This is a genomic window from Pseudomonas sp. SWRI50 (genome assembly GCF_014269095.1).
Classification (GTDB): Bacteria; Pseudomonadota; Gammaproteobacteria; order Pseudomonadales; family Pseudomonadaceae; genus Aquipseudomonas; species Aquipseudomonas kermanshahensis.
Map to the genome: position 1 here is coordinate 250,499 of NZ_JABWRW010000005.1, position 21,808 is coordinate 272,306.

The window sequence follows — 21,808 nt, forward strand, 5'->3', positions numbered from 1 at the left end:
TTCGTGGAGCCACCCACCCTCAATGTTTGGGTGGCGGGCCGCCAGGGGCCCATTTTTCCTGGTAGTGGAAGAGAAAGTACTGCGAGTTGTCGGCACCGGGCGCTGCAACCCGCGCGGTCCAGCGCTCGTCATGCAGGTCCATGTCGGCGTCATATTCCACGTGGCAGCCCATGGGGCTGTTGAAGTACCAGAACCAGTTGGACCCCAGCTGGTGACGCCCTGGCCCCCAGAACGACTCATAGCCTTTCTCGACGAAGCGGGTACCGGCAATCATTACCTCGGTTGGGCCACCCATGTGGAAGGTAAAGTGTTCGATACCTTTCATGAACGGCGGCGTCTGGATCAGGAACAGGGTGTGGTGGTCCTGGGTGCCAGCCGGGCGCAGGAAGGGGCCGGTGTCGACGAAGCGGTCGGTGCAGACAAAGCCCAGGCGGGTGTAGAACGCTTCTGCCTTGGCCTGGTCAGGCACGAAATAGACCACATGCGACAGGCTGCGTGGCAAAGCCGGCATGTCGTCGCTGGCGCCCAGCGAGTTGATGGCGCGGCCCAGCTGTGCGCCGGGGGCGTTGCTTATCTCGCCGGGCATCACCAACGGGCGGCGCAGGGTGATGCGAAAACCTAGGGCGAAGCCCATGTCGTCCACCACGCGCAAAACGCCGTCCTCCCCACGCACAACGGTGCGGTCCTTGGAAAGTTCGGCCTCGATGGCCTGCAGGGTGGCTTCGTCGGCTACGCCGTAAACGGTTTCGCGCAGGGTGTTCGCAGTCTCCATGGCCTTGGGCAGGCGTGGGTCGTCGCGGTGGCGAATTTCAATGCCAGTGCCGTCCAGGGCCTCAAGGTAGCCGCCGGCTTCGTCCAGCTTGCCCGGCTTCAAACCGTAGTCGGTGAGGTATTGCACGCAGGCGTCGACGTTGTCGACGCCGAACACAAGGTAATCAGGTCCGATGATCTTCATGGTCGGTTTCTCTTCTTGTCTATCAGGCGGTACGACCACCGAGGTTTTCGGCGACCCAGTCGGCGATGTACTGGCCGGCGTTAATGGAGTTATCGAAGCTGGAGTGCTGCACACCGCCTTCGCGCGGGGTGAAGATCTTCAGTTCGCGCTTGGGGCTATTGACCAGTTGTTCGTAGGTGCGGTGGGCCCATTTGAGCGGGATCTGTGAGTCCTGCTCGCCATGGGTGACCAGGAACGGCACCTTGATCCGTTCCACCACGCCGTCTAGGTGGACGTTTTCGGCGATGGCCATGAATTCGTCGATGTTTTTGCCGCCCCACACCCAGCGCACGTGCTCCCAGTAATGCGGCACCGGGAAGCTGCCTTCGCGTTCCAGGCGGCGCTTTTGCACATCGCGCCAGTCGTGGTTGGCGCCCCACACCACGCCACAGGCAAAGCGCGGCTCGAAAGCCACCACACGCGGGCAGTAGTAGCCGCCCAGCGACACGCCTTCGCAGCCGATGCGCTTGGGGTCCACATCCGCACGGGTTTCCAGCCAGTCGAACACGCGGCTGCCCCAATGCTCGGCGTCATAACGGGCTTTCAGGTCGTGCAGGCGCAGCGCTTCGCCGGTGCCCGGCTGGTCGATCACTAGCGATGACACGCCCCGCTTGGCGAGCCAGGTCGGCAGGCCAACCCGGTATTTCATTTCTTTCGTGGAATCCAGGCCGTTGAGTTGCAGCAGTAGAGGCGCCGGCCCCTGTACGCCTTCGGCACGGATGAATAGCCCGGAAATGACTTTGCCCTCATAGGGGATCTCGACCCGCTCGCAATTCTCGCCGGAGAGCGCGATGCCGCGGGCGAAGGTGTCGAGGAAGCGTTGGTAAAGCGCCATGCGACCTGGGGCGCCGTGAGCTTGCAGGCGTTCACCTGTGAGGTAGTAGGTTGCGGCACGGTTGTACTTTTCGCCGGCCGAAAGCAGGCGGCCTTTCTCTTCGTCCTCGCGGGCCAGGTCGCAGAGTTTGTCGGCCGTCTTCGACCAGGCTTCTCGAAAGGCGCGGGTTCCGTCGGCGTCAGGTTGCTTGGCGGCTTCCTGAAGCGGTTCGCACATTTCGACGATTTCACCGATGCGCGCGCCCATCTCGATAGCGAGGTTTACCGAGAGGTTCCAAACGTAGTTGGTGGGGAAATAGCGGAACATATTGTTGTTTTTCCTTCTTCTGGTCCTGGCCGCAATCGACCCTGCATAGCCAGGGCTATCGCCCGAGGCGCTGTTCGCAGATCGGCAGGGCTCAAGTCGGGCAACCCGGTGTGAACGCTCCCGCATCAGGCAGTGGCGCGGGCGTCGGCCGCCCCTTGGGGCAGCTTGCGCAAGCTCGCATGGGCCAAAGGATTGGACAAATCGCTTGTTTGGATGCCAGCTATCGGATTGCGAGATACCTGGCGTGCCGCCGTGATGGCAGGCATGGCGAACGCTGAGGGGACGCATCGCCAGTATCGTTTGGTTGCGCATCCGGGACGGGGCTGTAGCGGGACCCCGGATGCCGAGGGGCTCAAGCGGTAACGGCAGACTCTGGGCGGCTGACCATCTCCGTCAGCTTTTCGCGCAGCCAGCGCAGCATGGGGTCACGGTCCAGGCTGCGGTGCCAACTCATGTATTCCTGCATGGCCGGCAGCTCCACCGGCGGCGGCAAGATGCGCAGCGGCAGGTTGCGTGCATAAAGCCGTGCCAGGCGGCTGTGCATGGTGGCGATGCGTTGGGTCCCAATGACCAGTTGCGCCAAGGTATTGAAGTCGTGGGTGATGACTTCCACGCGGCGTTTGCAACCGTATTGGCTCATGAACCACTCCTCTATGCCGGGCGTACGGCTGCGCCCGAAGGCGACGCCGACATGGCCCAGCTCAAGGTAGCGTTCCAGTGTCAGGCGCTCGCCGATGCTGTGGTTCTCGGCGCACACCACGCAGACGTGCTGTTCGTCGAACAAGAGCTGTGAGGGGTGCTCCTTAACGATGAAGTGCTCTGGCGCGATCATCAGGTCCACTTCGCCGCGCATGAGCATTTCCATGGCGGTCTGGCCGGGGCTGATGAGTTCGAAGGTGATGTTCGGGGCTTCGTGGTTGATCTCGCGAATCGCCTCGGCGAACAGCACGCTGATCAGGTAGTCCGAGGCCATGATGCGGAAGTGACGTTTACTCTCGGAGATGTCGTGCACTGGTTTGGCGGTGATGGAGGTCTGGATTTTCAGCAGTACGTCGCGAACCGGTAATGCCAGTTCCTTTGCCAGTGGGGTGGGCATCATCTTGCGGCCCACCTGCACTAGCAGGTCATCTTCGAAGTAGGTCCGCAGGCGTCCGAGCACACCGCTGGTGGCCGATTGGGTCATGTGCAGGCGGGCGGCGGCACGGGTGATGTTCTGCTCTTCGAGCAGTACATCCAGCGCCACCAGGAGGTTCAAATCCAGGTGTTTAAAGCGCATCACGGGCATCTCTTGTTGTATTTATTTTCGCGATACCCTGCATCCCGACTAACGATTAGTCAAATTGTTCCTGCCTTCCTAGCCTGTGCTCCTAGGGCCTCTCTGTTGTTGTGCTATCCAGCCGCGCTGGCGTGGTCCCGGTCAAAACATTGTTAATGCTCGGGTTGTCACGCTCGCGATCGACCCTGCGCTCCCACAACAAGAACAAGGATTCATCCATGAGCAGCGATATCAGCAAGGTACTCGTAGTCGGCGGCGGGATTGGTGGCCTCTGCGCGGCCATCGCATTGCGCCGCCAGGGCATCGCGGTGGACCTGGTGGAAGTCAAGTCCGAGTGGACCGTCTATGGCGTCGGCATCATTCAGCAGAGCAACGTGGTGCGAGAGATGGCCCGCCTCGGCGTGCTCGAAGGCTACCTCGAAGCGGCCTATGCCTTCGAGGACGTTGGCATCTACGATCTGCAGGGCAATGCCCTGGTACGCATCCCAGGCCAGCGCCTGGCCGGCCCGGAGTATCCCGCCAACGTCGGTATCTCGCGCCTGTCTCTGCACCAGGTGCTGAGCACCACTGCGATCGACCTTGGCACCCAGGTACGCCTTGGCTTGTCGGTAGAATCCTTCCAACAAGACGCGGCCGGCGTGGATGTGAGCTTCACCGATGGCAGCGCTGCTCGCTATGACTTGGTTGTGGGGGCCGACGGCGTTTACTCGAAGATTCGCGGCATGCTCTTTGGTGACACCTACAAGCCGCGTTTCACCGGGCAGGCCGTGTGGCGCTACAACTTTCCTCGACATCCTTCCATTGATCATCTGGCGAGCTATGTCGGTGCTGAGGGCAACGCCGGCCTGGTACCGCTGTCCGATGACCTGATGTACATGTTCTCCACCTCACACGAACCGGGTAACCCCCGCTATGAGCCGGCACAGTTGGCCGAACTGATGCGTGACCGCATCAGTAAGATCGCAGGCCTAGTGGGCGAGCTGCGCGAGCAGATTACCGACAGCAGCCAGGTGGTCTACAAACCCATGGAAGTGGTGTTCGTCAACGAACCTTGGTTCAAAGGCCGTGTGCTGCTGATTGGCGACGCGGCTCATGCAACCACGCCGCATCTGGGGCAGGGCGCAGGGATGGCAATCGAAGACGCGCTGGTTCTGAGCCTGGAGCTGTGCGGCAGCGGCTCGGTGGAGGAGCGGCTTGAGCGTTTCATGACGCGCCGCTTTGAGCGCTGCAAGTACATCAGCGAGAACTCGATCATGGCCGGGGAGAGGGAAATGGCCCGTGACGCGACGTTCGATCGCATCGGACTGACCAAGGCGATGCTCAAGCTGACCGCCGAACCGATCTGAAACTGCTAGCCGTGGCGGCTATTCCGGTGTTTACGCGCTCACCCCCTGAGTTATCGAGGTCTCTGTGTCCCAGGATTTGACATTGCTCTGCCGCGACGACCAGTTGCAGGAAGGCCTTGCACGTGGGTTCGACCCCTGGGCCCAGGGGCGTGATACCGTTCTTGCGTTGCGCTGGCGTGGCCAGGTGCGTGTCTATCGAAACCTGTGTCCGCACCTGGACGTGGCCATGCAGTACCGCAAGGACCGCTTCATGTCTGGCGATGGCCGGCACATCGTCTGCTTTGCTCATGGTGCGCTGTTTCAACCCGACAACGGCTTCTGCGTGCTTGGCCCCTGTCAGGGCCAGTCGCTGCAAGCACTGATGGTAAAGGTCGACGTTTCGGGAAATGTTTGGCTGGAGGACGGTGGCCCTCGGGCAAACGATGAGGCTATTGCGTGCGCTTCCATGGACTAGACCTGAACCTGCTGGTGGTGCTGGACGCTTTGTTTGTCGAGCAGCACGTCACGCGCGCCGCGGTGCGCCTGCACCTGACCCAGTCAGCGGTCAGCGCGGCCCTGGGTCGCCTGCGGGAGCATTTTAACGATCCGCTGTTTGTCCTCGTGGGCGGCGCCATGCTGCCCACGGCGCTGATGCAGTCACTGCACCCACGTATCGACCAGGTACTGGAAAACGCGCGGGGCATTGCCTTCGCCAATGCAAGCTTCGACCCGGGAGCGGCGCGCCGCAAGTTCCGCATCATTGCGTCAGATTATGTGATCGCGGTGCTCATGCCGGCGCTGATGCGACGGTTGGCCAGCCTTGCGCCCCAGGTCGACTTGCAACTTCTCACGCTGGTGCCGCTGCGCGGTGCCGAGCCGGGCAGCCTGGTGGATGAGGCCCTGGAGCACCGGCACTGCGACCTGGTGATCCTGCCGCTTGCCCATGGCTCGGCGCGTCATCCGCAACAACCGTTGTTCGAAGACAGCTTCAGCGTCATTACCTGCAGGGATAATTGCGCCCTGATGGACCGCCTCACGCTGGAGCATTACTTGGCAGCGCCACATGTGGTCCGCGAGACCGGCGCAGGCGCCCAGGGCAGCATGGAAGCGGAATTTATCGCAAGCCAGGGGCTGGCGCGGCGGGTGGCTGTGGCGGTGGACCAGTTCGCGTTGATACCGGAATTCATCGTTGGCGGCCCCTGCCTATCGACCCTGCACAGTCGCCTGGCGCACCTCTACGCGCAGCGCTTTCCTCTGCGCCTGCTGCCACCACCACTCGCCATTCCCGCCACTCTGCAGGTGATGCAATGGCACGCCTACCAGGACAGTGACCCGGCGCTGGTCTGGCTGCGCCAGTTGTTGGCGGAGGTGGCGGGCTGACAACGACGGCTATCAATTTCTGTCATGGCCGGCCAGTAGGAAACTTCACTTCCTCAGGCATTGGCTGCCCAATACCGTGTCGGTACGACAACAACAGGACAGACCGACATGCCCAGACGCCACGTTCACTGCCAAACCCTCTTTACTGGCCTTGAGGACCAGGCTCGACACGACCAGGTGCTGATCATCGAAAAGGGTATGTTCACCCATGTCGGCCCTCGCCAGACCGCTCCGCAGCCATTGCCTGGCGAACGCGTGATTGACACTGGCGGACACTTCGTCATGCCCGGTCTGGTGGATGTCCACACCCATCTGGTGTTCGGCAACGCCAAGAGCGAGGAAGACATCGACCTGCACGTCTCGCCGGAATTTCGCGCCCTGCGCGGTCTGTTTTTTACCCAGCATGTATTGGCCGCCGGCTACACCTCGGTGGTGGTGCCGGGTGACGCCGGGCATTGCAGCATTGCCGTACGCAACGCTATCAATGCCGGTATGTTCAGTGGCCCTCGCATCGCCGCCAGCAGCAATGTAATCGCCAACCGGCAGAGCCTGAACGATTGGTTCCCCAGTTGGGTCGGTACGCCTGAGTATTTCTCTGGCCGCCTGTGCGCTACCCGCGACGAGCAGATTGCGGAAATCCGTCGTCAGGCCAAGGACGGCGTGGACCTGATCAAGATCGCTATGGACGGCCCGCACATGCGTCCCAACGGGGAACATATCGCCGCGTTCACCCAGGACGAGACCCGCGCCATGGTCGAGGAGATCCACCGCCTTGGAAAAAAGGTCGCCGTGCATGCCTATGGCCGCGAAGCGGTGCTGTATGCGGCGAAGGCGGGGGTGGACGTGATCTTCCACGGGTTTTTCCTAGACGATGCCTGTATCGAGGCAATGCTCGAATCGGGTAGTCACCTCGCTCCGACCTTCACCATGCTCGCCAACAACGTCGAATTTGCCGAGGATTACGAGCCTTCGACCCGCTGTGGTTACGCTGCGATGCAGCGCCGTGTGATCGAGGTGGGTTGTCGCAACTTGCGCCGCGCCCGGGAAGCCGGTGTGCCGTTCATGACCGGCAGTGACAGCGGTTTCGCCATCACTCCCTACGGTGAATGGCACGCCCGTGAAATCGAGATTTTTGTCGACTGGTTGGGTTTCAGCCCTGCCCAGGCATTGCGCGCGGCAACCTCGGTTGCCGCGCGGATGATGCCCGCGGCGCAGCAGGTGGGCGCCATCGAGGTTGGCCGTCGCGCCGACTTCATCTGTGTTGATGGCTCCCCCCTGCAGAACGTCTCGATTCTTCAGGAGCGCGAGCGCATACGTGACGTGTACCTAGGCGGGCATCGCGTGGAGGCCCAGGTACCGGGCTACGATCCCTACAAGGTCAGTGACTTCAACACGGTGAAATGGGCCGAACTTCACACCCGGCAACGGGCCGTGGAAATGGGCAAGCGCAGCGCACCTGAACCTGAGCAAGAGGTAGGCCAGCATGAATAAGCTCACCCTGGAACTGGCGTCGCAGATGGTCGACACTGCGCTGGCAGAGGGCCGGCGGTTAGCCTTGCAGCCACTTTGTGTTGCGGTACTGGATGCCGGCGGTCACCTGCTGGCGCTCAAACGCGACGAGCGCGCCAGCCTGCTGCGACCGCAAATCGCGTCGGGCAAGGCCGCATCAGTTCTGGGCATGGGCTTTGGCGGCCGCGAACTTGCCCGTCGTGCTGCCGCGCTTCCTGCCTTCTTCAATGCATTGAGTGACCTGGCCGGCGGCAATATGGTTCCGGTGCCCGGCGGGGTGCTGGTGCGCAATGGGGCAGGGGAAGTGATCGGCGCTATCGGTGTCAGCGGTGACAGCTCCGACAACGATGAACGCTGTGCGATTGCCGGTGTGCTGGGGGCAAACTTGATGCCCGACAGTGGTGCATGTTGATAGGAAAAAAGCCACTTTTGCCACTGCGGCTTGGGTGGCTTTTCTCATTTCATACGCTTATTTGGTGCGCTCAGCCTCGGATATCTGAAAAAGTTTCAGTCTCAAATCTGCCCGCGCCAATCCAAGCCCTAGATGCATGTGTTGTATTGCCGTTGGGAATTCAACGGATGCAGTTGTGGGCGATCCAGTTGATGAACCGGTCGGCGTACAAGAGGGAGGAAAGATCGGGAATGGGATGAACGCCCGCGTCACACAGGAAGCCCTAGCGACCAAAGTCAAGATCTCTGATAGCGGGCCGCAAGGTGCGGCTCGTCAGCTCACATTCGGAAAGAACAAAGTCTGTTTTTATGAAGCTGCTCGGCTCTCGCTGAGGATTGACAGGCGGCAGAAAGGTAACCAACCTGCGCGTGCTAATAAGAAGTAAATAATTCTGAGCCGCCTGCATAGCTGCCAATTCTCGGGTTGATTAGTTACGCGTCAGGCCGCAGCTTTTACGCACAATCAGCTTCGGTTTGAGTAAGAACTTCATGGCAGGGGCGTCTGGGTTCTTCAGGCGCTTCATGAGCATTTCACTAGCAACCTCTCCAATACGCTCAGGCTCCAGGGCCACGGTGGTGAGGGGAGGGTTGCAGTATGCGGAGCTCGCGACCCCGTCACTCCCGATCAAAGCGATGTCCTCACCCGCCTTAAGTCCTCGGTTGCCCAGCTCGCTGAGCGCGCCAGTGGCAATCAGGTCGTTGTAGCAAACCACTCCTGTCGGCCGACGATCCATGTCGAGCAGGCGACTCATGCCGTCTTTGCCGCCAGCCAGGCTGATGGCAGTTTCGATCATCCAGTCCGGATGTGGGGTAATCCCGTTTTTCTCCAAGCACTCCATGTAGCCGTGCAAACGCTCCATGCTTACCGAATAGGTGCTGTTGCGCCCGACGAAGGCAATGTCCCGACCGAACGGGCCGTTCGCACGAGCAGTACCCAGCGGGTTCTGCCACAGCACTTTACGGGTGTGCATATCGATGGCATTGATCATGCCGAATGGTGGTTCGTTGCGAACCGCCCCTGTTGGCGGTTTTTTCGCCTGGAATTCAAGTAAGTCGCATTCGGATCGAACGGTCTGGCCATGCCAACCACCTCATCAGGAACGGCAGCTATCGCATTCAATGATTATGGTTGACATCAAAGGTTTGACTTTAATGATGATGATCATAATCATTGGGCTTATGGTTTCTGACTCTAAGGACGCTCGATGCAAAAGCCTGTACCTGGAACTACCGAATGTGTAGGTGCTCTCGATTCGACTGAACTGCCTGCTGATCAGTCATCTGTTGAGGGCGGGGAAAAGGTTGCGCCTAGGGAAGTGGCCGAAGACGCGGCAGATGCGGGCGGCCTGATCTCCATACCAGGGCATCCACCTTTCAAGTGGAAAGGACTCATGCTCGAGCAGTGACGCTCATGGGGAATGGATGGGCCTGCCTCAGGGCGTCAATTTGTCCATGATCTGCTCACGGCACACGCTGAGCACTTCATCAGCAAGTGGTGAGTCGTCCGGACAAGCGCGAGACAGAATCAAGGCGCCGAGGGCGTGTGCGAAGGTGTCGATGATTTCCGCACGACTTGCTTTCGGTTCGTCATCCTTGCCCTGTAAAACCTCCAGCAACTTTTCAATCCCAGCCTCGTAAGCTGCTTTGATGTCATTGGACTGTCGAGCGGCGTCTCCGCCCAGTGCCGCTAGGGTGCAACCTTTACCTTTCTCATCGCGGTGCTTGCGGGACAGGTAGAAATTGACGAAGTCGGCGAGTTCGATGCCCTGCATCTGCTCGACCGTCTTGTTGATTCCGCACGTCGCGGATTCACCTATCAAATCCGCCTTGGATTTGAAGTGTTTGTAAAAACCGCCGTGGGTGAAGCCGGCAGCTCCCATGAGGTCTGCAACACCCACGCCGTCGTAGCCGCGCTCACGGAATAGCGTGGAGGACATTTCCACGATATGGGCCCGGTTAGCTTGTGCTTGGGCCTTGGTGACCTTCATTTCTCAGCTCTCTTCGCTATCAAGCCAACCAATATCATACATTGATGACGTTCATAATCAAAGTTGTTGACTGGATGGATGACGATCATCATCATTAGGCTATGTCTTCCACTGAGAGAGCAAAATGTCATGAGCTATACCCATCTCACCGTTCCGACCCGCACAGTAGAAGTAGGCGGCGACACCTTCACCTACCGACGCTGGGGTAATACTTCAGGTGTTCCCCTGGTCTTCATTGCCCACTTCCGTGGTGGGCTCGATCACTGGGATCCGATCATCACTGATGGTCTGGCTGCGGGTCGTGAAGTGATCCTGCTGAACGGTAGGGGTGTAGCGTCGTCGTCGGGAACACCGGCCACGACCATTGAGCAAATGGCGGATGACATTGCAGCGGCCATCAAGGCACTGGGGCTGACCCAAGTCGACCTGCTTGGCTTCTCCATCGGTGGTCTGCAAGTTCAGGAGGTGGCGCTTCGTCACCCCGAGTTGGTACGCAAGCTTTTGCTGCTCGGCACCGGACTGCGCGGTGGTGATCCAACCATGGCGGAGGGGGTGAGAGAGGCCGCTTCGAACCCCGTTCCGACCATCGAAAACTTCCTGTTCCTCTTCTTCGGTCGTTCGGAAGCAGCCAAGAAGGCGGGCCTGGCGTTCTGGGAGCGCCGCAACCAGCGCGCCGATCAAGACACCCCAAGCTCGATTGATGTCGCCATGGCACAGGGCGCTGCTTTTGCAGCCTATGTCCAGTCGGCACAGGGCGAGAACCGCTTCTCTTACCTCAACGAGCTCAAGCAGCCCACCTTGGTAGTCAATGGCGTCGACGACGTCATGATCCCTTCGATCAATTCGTGGAGCCTGGTGCAGAACATCCCGAATGCCCAGCTGCTGATCTACCCGGACTCCGGTCACGCCGCTCACTTCCAGTATCCCGAGCGCTTCCTGAAACACGCTCTCCAATTCTTGGAAGAGTAAGGCCACCCCCACCTGGGCTGCTGGGGGCGCGTAAGCGTCTTCAATAGCGGTGTGTTTGAAACCTAATTCGTAGTATCGGAATGTTGAGAATGGCTGAGAAATCCGTATTTGAGCCCTACACCCTTGGGGCAATCACCCTTTCCAACCGTATCGTGATGGCGCCGCTGACGCGCAACCGAGCGGAGGAGGGCCTGCTGCCGAGCCAGTTCGCCGCTACCTACTACAGCCAGCGCGCTTCTGCAGGGTTGTTGATCACTGAAGCTACCCAAGTTTCAAAGCAAGCTCAGGGCTACCAGAACACGCCCGGCATCTTCACCCAACAACAGGTGAGCGCTTGGCGCGAAGTGACCGATGCCGTCCATGCTGAGGGTGGTCGTATCTTCCTTCAGATCTGGCACGTTGGCCGGGTATCGCACGTCGTTTACCAGGACGGTCAACCGCCTGTAGCACCTTCTGCAATCCGAGCTGCTGCCAAGGTCTCCGTGAATAACGAACTTGTGGATGTCTCCGAGCCTCGTGCGCTTCGTATCGAAGAACTCCCAGGCATTGTCGAAGACTTCCGACAGTCTGCAGCTAACGCCATCAAGGCCGGCTTCGATGGGGTCGAGATCCATGCAGCCAACGGCTACCTGCTGGATCAATTCCTGAAGGACAGCGCGAACAAACGTACCGACGCTTATGGTGGTTCGGTAGCCAACCGGGCACGGCTCGTTCTGGAAATTGCCCAGGCGGTGGCATCAGAAATTGGCGCCGAGCGCACGGGCATCCGCATTTCGCCTGTCTCCCCGTTCAATGATGTTTCCAGCACCAACGCTCAAGAGCAGTACGACTACTTGATCGACAAGCTCAATGAGCTTGGCCTGGTGTACCTCCACGTTATTGAAGGTGTGCCGGGTGGCCCACGTGATATTGCTCCGTTCGATTACGCCGGGCTGTGCAAGCGCTTCACCAACACCGTGATCGTCAACAACGGCTACGACGTGGAGCTCGCTTCCTCTCAATTGACGTCAGGTCAAGCAGATCTGTTTGCGATTGGTCGGCCCTTCATCGCAAACCCTGACTTGGTCGAGCGATTGAACTCCGGTGCTGCGTTGGCAAGCTTCGACCCCGCGACACTCTACGGCGGCGGTGCAGCGGGTTACATCGATTACCCCGCACTGGAAAACGCTTAAGCCCAGCGCGTCTATCTTCAATTCGAGATCATTAATATGACCCAGTACATCGCCGCACCCAACCAGACCCTCGAAATCGATGGTGTTCCCTTCGCTTACCGTGAGCTCGGGCGCAAAGGTGGCGTTCCCCTCATCCTCCTGAATCATTGGGGAGCCGTTCTCGACAACTTCGATCCACGCATCGTCGACGAGCTGGCCAAGCATCACCATGTAATCGCTACGGACTATCGCGGCATTGGTTTGTCTGGTGGTGTTGCGCCGCTCACCGTCGCAGAAATGGCCCGCGATTCCGTGGCGTTTATCAAGGCGCTGGGCTTCGACAAGGTCGACCTCTTCGGCTTCTCGTTGGGTGGCTTCGTTGCTCAGGAGATCGCGATCACCCAACCCGGCCTGGTGCGCAAACTGATTCTGACCGGCACTGGCCCTGCAGGGGGTAAGGACATTGACCAGGTCGCCGTAGTGTCCATGCCGCTGATTGAGAGGGCGACGTCCGAAGGGATCGATCCGAAGACCTATCTCTTCTTCACTTCGAGTGAGACGAGCCAGCAGGCTGCCAACGCTTTTTTGAAGGCCATGCTTGAGCGCCAGATCGACCGCGATGTTCCTGTCACCCAGGAAGTATTCGGTCGTCAACTTCAAGCCATTCAGGCTTGGGGCCAGCAAGCGCCGCAGGACTTGGCTAGCTTGAATATTCCAGTGCTTATCGCCAACGGCGACCAGGACATCATGGTGCCGTCCGAACTGAGCAGCGATATGGCAGAGCGCATTCCCGGCTCTACCCTGGTTATTTACGAGGACGCAGGCCACGGCGGGATTTTCCAGAACCACGCTGACTTCTCTGCGAAAGCGCTCGCATTCCTTGCTGACTGACCATTTACTTGCATCTGAAGAAAAGCGGGGCTGCCCGCTTTTCTTGCTGAAGGAGTCACTCATGACATTTAAAGCGCTGCTTCTCACGAAAGAGGGTGAAACGGTCTCATCGAACGTGGTGGATTTCTCTGAAGGGGATCTCATGCCAGGGGACGTCACCGTTGCTGTGGAGTTCTCCACGGTGAACTACAAAGACGCGATGGCTCTCACCGGTCGTGGTGGTGTGGTGCGCAGCTACCCCCTGATCCCTGGGATCGACTTCGCCGGCACCGTCATCGAGTCGAGCAACCCGGAATTCAAGGTTGGAGACCGTGTGCTCGCTAATGGCTGGGAGCTTAGCCAGAGCCACCACGGAGGCTTTGCTCAAAAGGCTCGTGTGAAGGGCGAGTGGCTGGTCAAAATCCCGGACGAATTCACCACCAAAGACGCCATGGCCATCGGAACCGCTGGCTACACCGCGATGCTGAGCGTGCTGGCACTCGAGCACGGCGGACTGACTCCTGAGCGTGGCGACATCTTGGTGACCGGGGCCAACGGTGGTGCTGGCTCTATCGCTATCGCGCTGCTGTCGAAGCTCGGCTATCGAGTGGTCGCCTCAACAGGTCGTCTCAGCGAGTCGGACTACCTCAAGTCACTTGGTGCCGCTGAGGTCATCGACCGTCATACGCTCTCTGAAGCGGGTCGCCCAATCGGGGCTGAGCGTTGGGCTGGTGCGATTGATTCCGTGGGCAGCCACACCCTGGCCAACGTACTGGCCCAAACGAAATATCGCGGTGTTGTAGCCGCCTTCGGCTTGGCTCAAGGCGCTGATCTTCCTGGCTCGGTGCTGCCCTTCATTCTGCGTAACGTCACGCTCGCCGGCATCGACTCGGTGAATGCACCGCGTGAAGTCCGTCTTGAAGCGTGGTCTCGCCTGGCACGCGACCTCGATTTGGACAAGCTGGGTCAGACCGTCCAAACCGTTGGTTTGGCAGATGTGCCGCGTGTTGTTCGCGAGCTTTTCGAAGGGAAAGTGCGTGGGCGTACTGTGGTCAACGTGAACGAGTGAGGCCATCACTTCGAGGAGTCGGATAAATGAGTCAGCCTACTGCAATCGTGTTCGGTGTTGGCACTACCCGAGGTGTTGGGGGAGCGGTCTGTAAGCGTTTTGCCCAAGAGGGGTATCACGTCATTGTCGCAGGCCGAACCTTGGAAAAGATCGAGGAAGTCGTTGCAGACATTGGGAGTTCCGGCATCGGGAGCGCCGAAGCGTTGCAGACTGATGTCACCGTCGAAGAGCAAGTCATCGCAGTGTTTGATCTTGCGATGTCTCCAGGCGCGGGCCGAGCCCCTGCCGACGTCGTGGTCTTCAACGCGGGCAATAACGCCCTGATCGATTTCACTCAGCTCACAGCCAGCCAGTTCGAGGACTTTTGGCGAGTAGGCTGCTATTCCGGCTTCCTCGTTGGCAGAGAAGCAGCCAGGCGGCTGGTTCCTCTGGGTCGAGGCACCGTGATTTTTACTGGTGCTTCCGGAAGCTTAAGGGGCAAGCCTGGATTTGCCCACTTTGCCGCCGCCAAGGCTGGTTTGCGGATGATCTCTCAGAGCATGGCACGCGAGTATGGGCCTAAAGGTATTCATGTGGCTCATGTCGTGATCGATGGCGGGATCCTGGGTGATCGTCTGCGAAATGCCGCCCCGGCCAGGGTTGAGAGCATCGGGGAAGAGGGGCTGTTGGGTTACGAGGCAATTGCTGAGAACTACTGGACGTTGCATCGGCAGCCACGATCCGCCTGGACTCAAGAACTCGACCTTAGGCCGTTCAAAGAAAGTTGGTGATCGCCTGATCACCTGCACTTCCGGCACATCTACGTTTTGGAATTTTGAAGATATGAAAGCGTTTCTGATTGATCGCTACGGCAAAGACGTCGTTGGTGATATCACTGAAGTGCCAGAGCCAAAGGTGGGTGATTTCGATGTTCTGGTTGAGACCCACGCTGCAAGCGTGAACGTTCTTGATATCAAAATCCGCAAGGGCGAGTTCAAGCGGATTCTGCCTTTCCAGATGCCCCTGATCTTGGGTAACGATGTCGCTGGCATCGTGAAACGGATCGGTGGGAAAGTCAGCCGCTTCCAGGTGGGCGACGAGGTGTACGCACGTGTCGGCCAGGCGCGTATGGGCGGCTTTGCGGAATTCGTGGCCGTCAACGAAGCGGCAGTCTCGCCCAAGCCTACCAATCTGAGCATGGAGGAGGCGGCTTCGCTGCCATTGGTGGGCCTCACAGCCTGGCAGGCTTTGGCGGAAATGGCCAAGGTTCAACCAGGGCAAAGGGTTCTGATTCATGCCGGTTCCGGTGGCGTCGGTAGCATCGCCATCCAAGTCGCCAAGCACCTGGGAGCATTCGTCGCAACAACCACGAGTACCGTCAATGTGCCGTGGGTTAAGGCGCTGGGTGCCGATGTGGTGATCGATTACAAGACCCAGCAGTTCGAATCACAGTTGAGTGATTACGATGTCGTGCTCAGTGGGCTGGGCGGTGATGTTCTCGAAGAATCCATCCAGGTACTGAAGCCAGGTGGTCAGTTGATTTCCATCTCTGGCCCACCTACCCCTGAGTTTGCTGAGCAGCTTCGCCTTTCCTGGTTGTTCAAGCAGGTCGTGCGTTTGATCAGCCGTGGGATCAGGAAAAAATCTGAGCAGAAGGGCGTCAGCTACAAGTTTCTGTTCATGAGGGAGAGTGGTGCGCAACTGGCTGATCTGGCCAAGCTGGTTGAGGCTGGGATTATCAAGCCTGTAGTGGATCGCACCTTCCCATTGGATTCGACGCGTGATGCTCTGGCATACGTCGCGGAAGGCAGAGCCAAAGGTAAGGTAGTGGTGAAGGTGAGGTGATCACCTGGGCGCAAAGGGGAGCGAAAGCTCCCCTTTGTCGGCTAGTCGCTAGTCTCGTCATCCGAGGCTCGGCATCTCATTCTTCAGAGATTCACGTACCCAGTAGATTGGCTCAGAAGCCCCTCTCAGTCCGTAGTGACGAAGATGACTCAACCCCCCGAATGGTTAACCCTCTACCGCGTAGTGTCCTGATTTCGAACGGCGCTTGTAGGGCCTTAAGCACTTTTCTCAGATAACAAATTTGTACTTCTATGATCTTGGTACCGGGATTGAACTGGTATCCCCAAATTTCCTCATAGATCGTCGTTCGGCTCACGACGTGTCCTTGATGGCGAAGAAGCAATGTCAGAAGGCGGCAAGACGTGGCCTTGAGCGGAAAGTGAAGATCTTCGAATCTGACAGTCCGCGTGCTTGCATCCACGATGAGCTCACGTACGGGCGTCGTGAAAGCTTGCTGATCTTCAAGATGTCCTAGGTAAGAATTGCCTCCCACGCCTTTCTGGGAGCTTACGCTGGGCTCTAAAATAGCCATCTATCTGTTGGTCAAGCAGCTTGGTTGAAGAGCAGGGGAACGCCACATGCCTCACTCAATCGATGCATGTAATCGCGCACTTGATCTGGGAATTCAACGGTTCGAACGATGGAGAGCGATCGCAATACGGGCCAAAGCGTCACATCGTTGATGCCGATTGTTGTTCTGTCCTTTACCAGCGGAACAAGGTCGTTGATCAGAGGTTGCAGTTCCGCCACCAGCTTGGATGTGGCTCCACGCAAAGCCTCCAGATCCCCGAAGGCTTGTTCCTCCCGCAGCCGGTACGCCTCTCTTGCCATTGGCGTGTTGATTTCTGCGAAGTCTGCCTGGACGAAGCGTGGTATGAATAGCTTGAGTGCCGTGGGCCAGGCTTCTTTGATCCAAGCGTCCAAGGTTGGGTCTTGCGGCGCCACCAGTACTGTCGGGCCGATGCCATCGAGATATCGCACGATATCTAGGCTTTCCCCAATATGGCTGCCGTCTTCCTTCTGCAGGATCGGCACAGCCTTTTTTCCAATCAGGCGCAGGGGCGTTTCGGCATCGCTCTCCATGATGACCTGAAGCATCACCGGGAGACTCTTGAGTCCAACGATCATCCGAGCACGCGTGCAGAACGGGCAATGTTCGTAAAAATAGAGTTTCATCATTCAAATTTAACCGGATTACTACCGTTGGGCCTGGATGCTCAGAACTGTACTGAGCGTGTCAGTCCGCCATCCACGAGCAAGTTTGTGCCGGTGGTAAAGCTTGCAGCAGGGCTGGCCAGGAATACGACTGCTTTGGCTACTTCATCGGGTGTAGCCATGCGGCCCAACGGGTTTTCAGCTAGGCATTTCGCGAAGGTCTCGGGCTGGTCGCGCTCTATGTCACCCCATACGCCCTCAGGAAAATATACGTTTCCTGGGGAGACAGAGTTCACCCGAATACCTTCGCGCGCATGGCGTGCAGAAAGCGTTTTACCGTAGTGCAGCAAGGCTGCTTTCAATACGCCGTATGGCTCGGCGAACATATCGACTTCGCGGCCCGATACGCTGGAAATTAGGACAACCGATGCGGCTTGCGATTCACGCAGGGCGGGCAAGGCGGCTTTGACCATCGTCGCACTTCCCAGTAAATCGGTGTCGAAGGCTCGCCGCCATGTCTGCAAGTCATCTCCGCCAGCCAGAGCGCTCACGTTCGGCACGACGATATCGATTCCTCCAAGACGCTGCGCTGCATCCGTGACCCACGCCTGCACCTGGTCGGGCTGGGTGACATCAACGGCGGTACCGATGGCGTCATGACCGAGTGCTTGTTGCGTCGTTTGGACGCCTGCGGTACCCCGAGCACAGAATGCCACCTTGGCGCCCTCATCGAGAAACAACTTGGCAATTGCCCGCCCGATACCCCTGGAAGCTCCGCTAACCAGTACGCGTTTACCTTGCAAGCCCAAATCCATGATCAAACTCCTCTGTGAATCAGTGTCAAGACGGGGCCCAAGTGGGCCCCGTCAAGGCATTACTTACGCAGCTTGTATGCGATGATTTCGTCGCTGGTGCCGGTTTCCATGAAGGCGTGGCCAGACGCTGAGACGAGCACATACTGCTCGCCATCAACCTCGTACGAGATCGGGTTGGCTTGGGCGCCCGCCGTCAATGCGTCTTCCCACAGCACCTCACCGGTAGCCGTGTCGATGGCTCGGAACAAGTTGTCAGTCGCCGCGCCGACGAAGGTGAGTCCACCTGCGGTGACCACCGTTCCGCCATTGTTCGGCAAGCCGATATTCAGTGGCAGATGCGACGGGATGCCGAAAGGCCCGTTGCGACGCGCGGTACCCAGCGGCTCGTCCCACACGGTCTTGCCGGTATCCAGGCTGATTGCACGAATTCCGCCATACGGTGGTGCCGAGCACGGTACGCCGGTGCCCCAGTTACGCCATCCCGCATTCACACTGATCGCGTAAGGCGCGTTGACCTGCGGATAGGTCGATGCTCCACCTTCGCCCTTGCCCGATTTGCTGCCAGCCTTGTTCAGCGAGGTCTCATCAACCTTTGGCGCATAGATAGGTTTGAGCCCCATCTTGTCTGCCTGTTCACGCGGTATGAGCTGGTTGAGGTTAGGAATGTCGTTGTAATTGGCGATTAGCAGTCGTCGAACTGGGTCGATCGCGACCGAACCCCAATCGGAGCCACCGTTGTAGCCTGGGTATTGAATCCAGGGACGATCCACCGATGGCGGCGTCAGGTAGCCTTCGTAGTTGGCCTGGCGGAACTGGATGCGGCACATCAACTGATCGAGTGGTGAGAAGCCCCACATGTCCGCTTCGGTTTTCGGCGCCTTGCGTAGAGTGTGCCACTCGGAGGTAGGTTGAGTATTAGCCAGGAATTGGGGTTCAACGGAGCCGCCTTTTGGTGCCTTGACTTCACCAATCGGAACCAGAGGCTCGCCAGTTGCGCGATCCAGGATGTAGATGTCACCCTGCTTCGTCGGCAGCAGCACTGCAGCCACTGGTTTTCCGTCCTTATCAGGGAAATCAAGAAGGGTTGGCTGACTGCCCAGATCATAATCCCACACATCATGGCGGATGGTCTGGAAGTGCCATACGTCCTTGCCCGTCTTCACGTCGACGGCCACCAGTGAGGTCGAATACTTGTTTTCTTCCTCGCTACGGTTGGAGCCGAAGTAATCAATTGAAGAGTTGCTGATCGGCAGGTAGACGTAGCCAAGCTGCTCATCGCCCACTGCAGCCGTCCACATATTCGGGGTGCCACGGGTGTAGGTGCTGCCTTCGGCTGGGCCATGAACGTTTTCAGGGTTACCCAGATCCCAAGCCCAGGCCATTTTCCCGGTGATCGCGTCGTAGCCGCGAATCACCCCAGAAGGTGCATCCTCGTCCTGACCGTCGCGGATTTGTGCTCCCGTGACCACCACGCCATTGACGATGGTAGGTGGCGCTGTAACCGCATACCAGCCGGGGACTTTTTTGCCCAGACCTTCCCAAAGATCTACGGTGCCGTTTTGCCCGAAGTCCTTGCAAGGCTCGCCCGTGCGCAGATCTACAGCTACCAGCCTCGCATCCAGTGTCGCTTCTATCACACGGCTGCGGCATTGTGCGGACTCAGGGATCTCTGGCGCGGTATACACCGCTACGCCGCGGCATGCTGCTGCGTGAGGAATGGCCTGATCAGGAACTCCAGGGTCGTGACGCCAGTTTTCCTTGCCGGTTGCAGCATTGATCGAAATAAGGATGTTTTTAGCAGAGCACATCAGCAGGTCGTTGCCGACCTTGACCGGGGTTGTTTCAGGCGAGTACCGACTGCCAGGATTCGGCAAGTCCCGTGTGTGATACACAAATGCGCGCTCCAGGCGCCCGACGTTTTCCGGTGTAATCTGCTTGAGTGGGCTGAAGCGCTGAGCGTTGTGATCGCCGCCATAGAATGGCCAATCGCTGCCTACCTGAGGCATCTGCTGAGCTTGAGCGAACTGCATCTGAAGCACGCAAGAAATGGCGAGCGCCAGCGCGCTTCTGCATTTGACTGTTAGGAACATTACAAACCTCTTTACGCAGCAGAGCGGGGGGCGCGACGCAATGACGGCGACACGGCAAGGATCAACAACAGGATGACGGTGATTGCCACGAGACGTGGTACAAGCCCCCACCAGTTGAGCCCGACTTCCCATAAAGCCCAGACCAGTGTCAGGCCCCAGATCACGGCGAACAGGTACACAGCTGCTAATCGTTGCCTGCACAGCAGAACAGCGGTTACTACGCATCCCGCCCCGGTGAGGGCGTAATACCAGCTACCGCCCAAAGCCATCAGCCATACGCCTCCGCCAAAAAGGGCCATGCCAAATGCCCCCAGCGCCAGGGCTAACACGACGGTCGCCAGCCGCCATTTCCCGCTGTGACCAGCCGAGGCCCGGCCGTTGCTGCGGGATTCACTACTACGTTGATTCATGACGCCACTACTTCCTTCATTTGCTATTGATTCAGGCCACGGCCTGTTTGCCGGAGGCTGTAAAGCCGATGGGCCGACGTGTGCAGAACATCGAGAGGACTGAGCCGATCACAAGTAATGCGCCGACGACGACGAAGGCCAAGGCGAAGCTGCCAGAGCCGGCCACCACGTAGCCAGTCACGATCGGAGCGAGGAGACCGAACAGATTGCCGACTGCAGTGATAAAGCCAGCTGCAGTGCCGACATCGTCTTCCGAGCGCACCAGATCGTTGACCAGCGAGAGGTTCAGGGAAATCGCTGAGGCACAAGTGGCTAGCGAAAGCGTGATTACGAAAAGAATTGCCCAGGTATTGTCGATTGCAGGAACCAGGAAGATGACCGAAGACGCCAGCAAGACGCTGGCAACGACCATGCGCCTCTGTCCCGATTCTGCGGCCCCTGGGCGCATCACTTTGTCACTCCAGCGACCAATGACGATGGCAAGAATTGCAGCGCCCAGATACGGAATCGCGGTGTAGATACCGCTCGACATCACCGTCAGACCTTTCTCGGCTTGCAGATAGCTTGGCAACCAGGTCAGGAAGAAGTAGGTGGCATAGACCGCACATCCATGGGACAAGGCGATGGCCCACATGCTGCTAGAGCGAGCGAGGCCTTTCAGACCAAGGGAAACAGTCCGGGCAGGGTCTGCACTGGAAGAGACGCTGCCAGCGGCAATTTCTGCGCGTTCGGCATCCCCCAGCCACGGCGCTTTAGCGGGATGGCTGTACCACTTCAACCAAGCAGCCAGCCAGACGAAGCCCAATGCACCGGCCACGACAAATGCGATGCGCCAGCCGAATGTACTGATCAGCCAGCCGAAACCAATGGCACCAATGGCCGGCCCAACCAGGCTGCCGCTGTGGAAGACCGCAGTGGCCATACCGCGCTCTTTAAGCGGCATCCATTCGCGAATGACCCGGGCACCGGCGGGGTAGGTGGTAGCTTCTCCCATGCCCATGATCAGCCTGCAACTGAGCAAAGAGATGAAACCAGTCGACAATGCAGTGCAGGCCGTTGCAACCGACCAAACACCGATCCCATAACCATTAACCTTCTTGGGGCCGAAGCGGCCCACCAGATAGCCCATGGGGATGAGAGCGAGGAAATAGAGCCACACGAACGATGAGAAGAGGTATCCCATCGCAACTGGCGAGATATCGAATTCTTCCTTGAGGACTTTGGATGCGACTGAGAGCGAGACCCGGTCGACGTAGTTGATCAAGGTCAGGGTGAAGAGAAACGCATAGATCCATACACGTTTTTTCTTCAGGAGACTGGTGCCTTTTTGCATCGCCATCACCTTTGTACTTATTGGGACGATCCAGAGGAGTATCGGGCTGTACGGCACGA

General features: G+C 58.7%; 22 protein-coding genes and 1 pseudogene. 11 read left to right on the top strand and 12 right to left on the bottom strand.

Features of this window, described 5'->3' with window-relative positions; translation table 11 throughout:
- Positions 1-19 precede the first annotated feature (19 nt).
- The 3 genes from HU750_RS08325 to HU750_RS08335 all read right to left on the bottom strand — a co-directional run bounded on the left by HU750_RS08325 (position 20) and on the right by HU750_RS08335 (position 3,411).
- Positions 20-955, bottom strand: a complete 936-nt coding sequence (locus HU750_RS08325; RefSeq protein ID WP_027593287.1) for a VOC family protein — start codon at positions 953-955, stop codon at positions 20-22.
- 22 nt (positions 956-977) lie between these two features.
- Positions 978-2,135: an alpha/beta hydrolase family protein gene (locus HU750_RS08330; protein ID WP_186678489.1), complete on the bottom strand. Its 1,158-nt coding sequence runs from the start codon at positions 2,133-2,135 to the stop codon at positions 978-980.
- Positions 2,136-2,487: 352 nt separating this feature from the next.
- A complete protein-coding gene (locus HU750_RS08335) occupies positions 2,488-3,411 on the bottom strand; it encodes a LysR family transcriptional regulator (RefSeq protein WP_027593285.1) in 924 nt (307 codons plus the stop codon).
- Positions 3,412-3,629: 218 nt separating this feature from the next.
- Here HU750_RS08335 and HU750_RS08340 point away from each other — a divergent pair, with 218 nt between their 5' ends.
- The 5 genes from HU750_RS08340 to HU750_RS08360 all read left to right on the top strand — a co-directional run bounded on the left by HU750_RS08340 (position 3,630) and on the right by HU750_RS08360 (position 8,037).
- Positions 3,630-4,757, top strand: a complete 1,128-nt coding sequence (locus HU750_RS08340) for an FAD-dependent oxidoreductase (RefSeq protein WP_186678490.1) — start codon at positions 3,630-3,632, stop codon at positions 4,755-4,757.
- Positions 4,758-4,821: 64 nt separating this feature from the next.
- On the top strand, positions 4,822-5,211 hold the full coding sequence (locus HU750_RS08345; RefSeq protein ID WP_186678497.1) for a Rieske 2Fe-2S domain-containing protein: 390 nt from the start codon (positions 4,822-4,824) through the stop codon (positions 5,209-5,211).
- Positions 5,193-6,116, top strand: coding sequence for a LysR substrate-binding domain-containing protein (locus tag HU750_RS08350; protein WP_186678500.1), 924 nt, complete (start codon positions 5,193-5,195; stop codon positions 6,114-6,116). Before HU750_RS08345 ends, HU750_RS08350 begins: the two co-directional genes overlap by 19 nt.
- A 108-nt stretch (positions 6,117-6,224) precedes the next feature.
- Entirely contained in the window at positions 6,225-7,607 is a 1,383-nt protein-coding gene (locus HU750_RS08355; RefSeq protein ID WP_186678501.1) for a metal-dependent hydrolase family protein, read from the top strand.
- Positions 7,600-8,037 (top strand): GlcG/HbpS family heme-binding protein, encoded by a 438-nt coding sequence (locus HU750_RS08360; protein ID WP_186678502.1) that lies wholly within the window; start codon positions 7,600-7,602, stop codon positions 8,035-8,037. Before HU750_RS08355 ends, HU750_RS08360 begins: the two co-directional genes overlap by 8 nt.
- 466 nt (positions 8,038-8,503) lie before the next feature.
- Here HU750_RS08360 and HU750_RS08365 read toward each other — a convergent pair whose 3' ends face one another.
- The 3 genes and pseudogenes from HU750_RS08365 to HU750_RS08370 all read right to left on the bottom strand — a co-directional run bounded on the left by HU750_RS08365 (position 8,504) and on the right by HU750_RS08370 (position 10,063).
- Positions 8,504-8,974, bottom strand: coding sequence for a substrate-binding domain-containing protein (locus HU750_RS08365; RefSeq protein ID WP_477749793.1), 471 nt, complete (start codon positions 8,972-8,974; stop codon positions 8,504-8,506).
- A gap of 6 nt (positions 8,975-8,980) precedes the next feature.
- Positions 8,981-9,091, bottom strand: a pseudogene (locus HU750_RS27540) (hypothetical protein); the annotation flags it as partial.
- A gap of 417 nt (positions 9,092-9,508) precedes the next feature.
- Positions 9,509-10,063: a TetR/AcrR family transcriptional regulator gene (locus HU750_RS08370; RefSeq protein ID WP_186678510.1), complete on the bottom strand. Its 555-nt coding sequence runs from the start codon at positions 10,061-10,063 to the stop codon at positions 9,509-9,511.
- A gap of 129 nt (positions 10,064-10,192) precedes the next feature.
- Here HU750_RS08370 and HU750_RS08375 point away from each other — a divergent pair, with 129 nt between their 5' ends.
- From HU750_RS08375 to HU750_RS08400, 6 genes are all read left to right on the top strand, one after another.
- Positions 10,193-11,032, top strand: a complete 840-nt coding sequence (locus HU750_RS08375) for an alpha/beta fold hydrolase (RefSeq protein ID WP_099455847.1) — start codon at positions 10,193-10,195, stop codon at positions 11,030-11,032.
- A gap of 89 nt (positions 11,033-11,121) precedes the next feature.
- A complete protein-coding gene (locus HU750_RS08380; RefSeq protein WP_186678511.1) occupies positions 11,122-12,204 on the top strand; it encodes an alkene reductase in 1,083 nt (360 codons plus the stop codon).
- 36 nt (positions 12,205-12,240) lie between these two features.
- The gene (locus HU750_RS08385; RefSeq protein ID WP_186678512.1) at positions 12,241-13,074 is read left to right on the top strand and encodes an alpha/beta fold hydrolase; all 834 of its coding nucleotides are present in this window, start codon (positions 12,241-12,243) and stop codon (positions 13,072-13,074) included.
- 61 nt (positions 13,075-13,135) lie between these two features.
- A complete protein-coding gene (acuI, locus tag HU750_RS08390) occupies positions 13,136-14,122 on the top strand; it encodes an acrylyl-CoA reductase (NADPH) (protein WP_186678513.1) in 987 nt (328 codons plus the stop codon).
- 26 nt (positions 14,123-14,148) lie between these two features.
- Entirely contained in the window at positions 14,149-14,892 is a 744-nt protein-coding gene (locus tag HU750_RS08395; RefSeq protein ID WP_186678518.1) for an SDR family NAD(P)-dependent oxidoreductase, read from the top strand.
- A gap of 52 nt (positions 14,893-14,944) precedes the next feature.
- A complete protein-coding gene (locus tag HU750_RS08400) occupies positions 14,945-15,946 on the top strand; it encodes an NADP-dependent oxidoreductase (protein WP_186678520.1) in 1,002 nt (333 codons plus the stop codon).
- Positions 15,947-16,058: 112 nt separating this feature from the next.
- Here HU750_RS08400 and HU750_RS27545 read toward each other — a convergent pair whose 3' ends face one another.
- The 6 genes from HU750_RS27545 to HU750_RS08430 are packed head-to-tail and all read right to left on the bottom strand — an operon-like array spanning position 16,059 to position 21,749.
- Complete coding sequence (locus tag HU750_RS27545; protein ID WP_186678522.1) at positions 16,059-16,478, bottom strand: winged helix-turn-helix domain-containing protein; 420 nt, start codon at positions 16,476-16,478, stop codon at positions 16,059-16,061.
- Between the two features lie 11 nt (positions 16,479-16,489).
- Positions 16,490-17,125, bottom strand: a complete 636-nt coding sequence (grxB, locus tag HU750_RS08410) for a glutaredoxin 2 (RefSeq protein ID WP_099454168.1) — start codon at positions 17,123-17,125, stop codon at positions 16,490-16,492.
- Positions 17,126-17,163: 38 nt separating this feature from the next.
- The gene (locus HU750_RS08415; RefSeq protein WP_099454167.1) at positions 17,164-17,916 is read right to left on the bottom strand and encodes an SDR family NAD(P)-dependent oxidoreductase; all 753 of its coding nucleotides are present in this window, start codon (positions 17,914-17,916) and stop codon (positions 17,164-17,166) included.
- Between the two features lie 59 nt (positions 17,917-17,975).
- On the bottom strand, positions 17,976-20,006 hold the full coding sequence (locus HU750_RS08420; RefSeq protein ID WP_186678527.1) for a pyrroloquinoline quinone-dependent dehydrogenase: 2,031 nt from the start codon (positions 20,004-20,006) through the stop codon (positions 17,976-17,978).
- 11 nt (positions 20,007-20,017) lie between these two features.
- On the bottom strand, positions 20,018-20,416 hold the full coding sequence (locus tag HU750_RS08425) for a glucose dehydrogenase (RefSeq protein ID WP_027593271.1): 399 nt from the start codon (positions 20,414-20,416) through the stop codon (positions 20,018-20,020).
- A 31-nt stretch (positions 20,417-20,447) separates the two neighbouring features.
- A complete protein-coding gene (locus HU750_RS08430) occupies positions 20,448-21,749 on the bottom strand; it encodes an MFS transporter (RefSeq protein ID WP_027593270.1) in 1,302 nt (433 codons plus the stop codon).
- Positions 21,750-21,808: the final 59 nt, after the last annotated feature.

Coding starts and splice junctions, on each gene's coding strand:
- HU750_RS08325 (WP_027593287.1), bottom strand. CDS start 955: ATGAAGATCATCGGACCTGATTACCTTGTGTTCGGCGTCGACAACGTC.
- HU750_RS08330 (WP_186678489.1), bottom strand. CDS start 2,135: ATGTTCCGCTATTTCCCCACCAACTACGTTTGGAACCTCTCGGTAAAC.
- HU750_RS08335 (WP_027593285.1), bottom strand. CDS start 3,411: ATGCGCTTTAAACACCTGGATTTGAACCTCCTGGTGGCGCTGGATGTA.
- HU750_RS08340 (WP_186678490.1), top strand. CDS start 3,630: ATGAGCAGCGATATCAGCAAGGTACTCGTAGTCGGCGGCGGGATTGGT.
- HU750_RS08355 (WP_186678501.1), top strand. CDS start 6,225: ATGCCCAGACGCCACGTTCACTGCCAAACCCTCTTTACTGGCCTTGAG.
- HU750_RS08360 (WP_186678502.1), top strand. CDS start 7,600: ATGAATAAGCTCACCCTGGAACTGGCGTCGCAGATGGTCGACACTGCG.
- HU750_RS08370 (WP_186678510.1), bottom strand. CDS start 10,063: ATGAAGGTCACCAAGGCCCAAGCACAAGCTAACCGGGCCCATATCGTG.
- HU750_RS08375 (WP_099455847.1), top strand. CDS start 10,193: ATGAGCTATACCCATCTCACCGTTCCGACCCGCACAGTAGAAGTAGGC.
- HU750_RS08380 (WP_186678511.1), top strand. CDS start 11,122: ATGGCTGAGAAATCCGTATTTGAGCCCTACACCCTTGGGGCAATCACC.
- HU750_RS08385 (WP_186678512.1), top strand. CDS start 12,241: ATGACCCAGTACATCGCCGCACCCAACCAGACCCTCGAAATCGATGGT.
- acuI (WP_186678513.1), top strand. CDS start 13,136: ATGACATTTAAAGCGCTGCTTCTCACGAAAGAGGGTGAAACGGTCTCA.
- HU750_RS08395 (WP_186678518.1), top strand. CDS start 14,149: ATGAGTCAGCCTACTGCAATCGTGTTCGGTGTTGGCACTACCCGAGGT.
- HU750_RS08400 (WP_186678520.1), top strand. CDS start 14,945: ATGAAAGCGTTTCTGATTGATCGCTACGGCAAAGACGTCGTTGGTGAT.
- HU750_RS27545 (WP_186678522.1), bottom strand. CDS start 16,478: ATGGCTATTTTAGAGCCCAGCGTAAGCTCCCAGAAAGGCGTGGGAGGC.
- grxB (WP_099454168.1), bottom strand. CDS start 17,125: ATGATGAAACTCTATTTTTACGAACATTGCCCGTTCTGCACGCGTGCT.
- HU750_RS08415 (WP_099454167.1), bottom strand. CDS start 17,916: ATGGATTTGGGCTTGCAAGGTAAACGCGTACTGGTTAGCGGAGCTTCC.
- HU750_RS08420 (WP_186678527.1), bottom strand. CDS start 20,006: ATGTTCCTAACAGTCAAATGCAGAAGCGCGCTGGCGCTCGCCATTTCT.
- HU750_RS08425 (WP_027593271.1), bottom strand. CDS start 20,416: ATGAATCAACGTAGTAGTGAATCCCGCAGCAACGGCCGGGCCTCGGCT.
- HU750_RS08430 (WP_027593270.1), bottom strand. CDS start 21,749: ATGCAAAAAGGCACCAGTCTCCTGAAGAAAAAACGTGTATGGATCTAT.